The organism is Nicoliella sp. ESL1113, from assembly GCF_058509245.1.
On the sequence record NZ_CP196387.1, the window covers coordinates 950443 to 952806 of the forward strand.

Genomic DNA, 2364 nt, shown 5'->3' on the forward strand with positions numbered 1-2364 from the left:
CCATTATACTGATCGATACATAATTCCTATTTAAATTTATCGTTAATTTTGCCCCTAAAAGGCGATAAAAATTATAACAGACAATAGATATTCAACTGTCATTATACCACCAGTTGACCTTATAACAATAGTAAATAGAATTATTATAATATTTCTGTGTAACAATTAGATACAACAGTATATTAGTTAAATATCAAAGCCCTTCATCAAAATAAAAAATAAGCAACTAACTTGTAAAGAAGCCAATTGCTTATTTATATTATTCGAATTTTTAATATTTTATTTATAGAGATATTTGTTTAATAAGTCTGTAACAGTGAAACAAATTTAATCACCCAACATTCCCCAAAATTTGGAATTACTTATTAAAAATGCACTTATTGTACGCTTTTTAATTTTTACTAATAAAGTGCATTGCTAACCAAAATGAATTGATCACCGTCAACCCACTGCAATTTTTTAAATCCATGCCACTTAATTTTGCGGACATAGTATAACATTACAGTGCGGCGGTAGAGTCCCAAACGTTTCAAGCGGGCATCATAAAAACTGATTCTGGATTTATGACTAGCTTTTTTGCGTTGGCCATAACGAAAAATCGTTTTCCGATTATAAGAATCGTTCGGATGGATGATGAGCTTATTATTGAACGCTTCCACATACCCTTCCAGATAGGAACGGGATTTATTCGCTAGCTCCTTAGAGACAATGTGATCATCCCTAGCCTGGGCCTTCCCTGCTTGATATTCATTTTCAAAATTAGCATGGGCGTTTTGATACTCTTCGGCAAAATTGGCCTTGCCATCAGAAAAATCACCTAATTCAGCAGCCATCTGCAGTAATTGACTAATATCAGCCGCTGAATTAGCACTAGCAACGGCCTGCCCTAGCCTAGCAGTCTCACGACGCAATTCACTAATTGCACTATTCCCACTCGCAATCGTATCGACGTTCGCGGACACCATTTGGTTCGCATAGTGAATCCTTGATGCGTTCGAACTCATTTTATTTAATCCACTGTCAATGATACTCCCCGCCGTTGAGACTTTACTAGCCAGCTGATTCGTTGCAACGTAATTTCGATTCGTATAGGCCTTGCTAATTGAAACGTTGAATGAATTAATATTGGCAACCGCAAGGGACGTAATCTGATCAACATTTTGATTATCACTATTGAGTGAGTGAATCACCGCAACTAACGACTGGGTCTGTTCAAAAGCAGCTTGTGCACTATCTTGAAAGGATTGAGCTATAACTTGATGGCTCATCGCCTGTGAAGCTGCACTTGCAGCCATATTATCATGAGCTAACGAAGCAAAGTGCGTAAGCTTTTGTTGACTGTCGATCAGCATGTTAATATTTCTCATCGCAGTAGCAACCAATGATTTTGTCGTGAGCTGCTCATTATCGACCGCAGCGTTAATCGAGCTAGCCTCATGAATTGGAGCTGCGACTCGACTTAACACCCCTGCCAGCGAATTGCTGAACGACTTAGCCGCTGAATTTGCGGACTGTGCACTTTGCATCAATTCACGTTCTTGGGCGAGACTATCGACCCTGTCAACGACTTGGTTATAAGTCGAAAGCATTGTCGAACTATTTAATTTGATCGTGGCTAAGTCATCATAAAAATTGGTCCGTAGCTGGGATAGCTGGTGGCCAATCGATTGGATATCGATCAATAACGACTGCAATGAATCGTCATATGTGACCTTTCCAGATAGGGCTGCCGCCGAACTAGCTAAGCTCTTATAAACGTCGGCAATGCCAAAATTAAGCTCATCAGCATAGCTATTTGCCAATTCCATGTATGAATCCATCGTATGGTTCATTTGATCAGCGGATGCGGTTAGCGAGCGGGCCATTTGGTTATTACTATCGACCTGTTCTAAGTATTGATTAGTCAATCCTAAATTAGACTGTGCGATTTGGTTTAAGCTGTTCGCCTGGCTACCAGTCAAGCTTGCTTGCCAAATTTGATTTTTTAATTCGAGGTCATTGGAAAAATCACTAGTTAATTTATCGATCATATTAATCGTTCCAATAACGCCGTCATTAATATGGGAGGTATCTTGGGCGTAGGAACTAATTTCATTTCCAATCCGACTAGCTTGACTAGCCGCATTATTAATTTCGTTTGCTAAACTATTCATTAAATCAACTTCCATACTATGCTTATTATGTTTTTATAATTGGATTCACTTTATTAATGATACATTAAGTTATTTCGGTTGTAAATTATTTTGCGAAGATATTAAGCACCCGTTAATCGCTAGCTGAAGCGCTTTAGAAGCAATTTTATAAAATGAAATAAAAAAACAGCCGTTATTAAACGACTGTTTTTTTAAACTGAGAATTCGTACA

General features: G+C 38.0%; 1 protein-coding gene. It reads right to left on the bottom strand.

The genetic code is table 11. From position 1 onward, the window contains the following. Positions 1-401: 401 nt before the first annotated feature. Positions 402-2153 carry a hypothetical protein gene (locus ACSYTJ_RS04060; protein ID WP_491719562.1) on the bottom strand — a complete coding sequence of 584 codons (1752 nt, stop codon included), beginning with the start codon at positions 2151-2153 and terminating at the stop codon, positions 402-404. Between the last annotated feature and the right edge of the window lie 211 nt (positions 2154-2364).

Excerpts from the sequence above, each read along its gene's own strand:
- ACSYTJ_RS04060 (WP_491719562.1), bottom strand. The coding sequence starts at position 2,153 with ATGAATAGTTTAGCAAACGAAATTAATAATGCGGCTAGTCAAGCTAGT.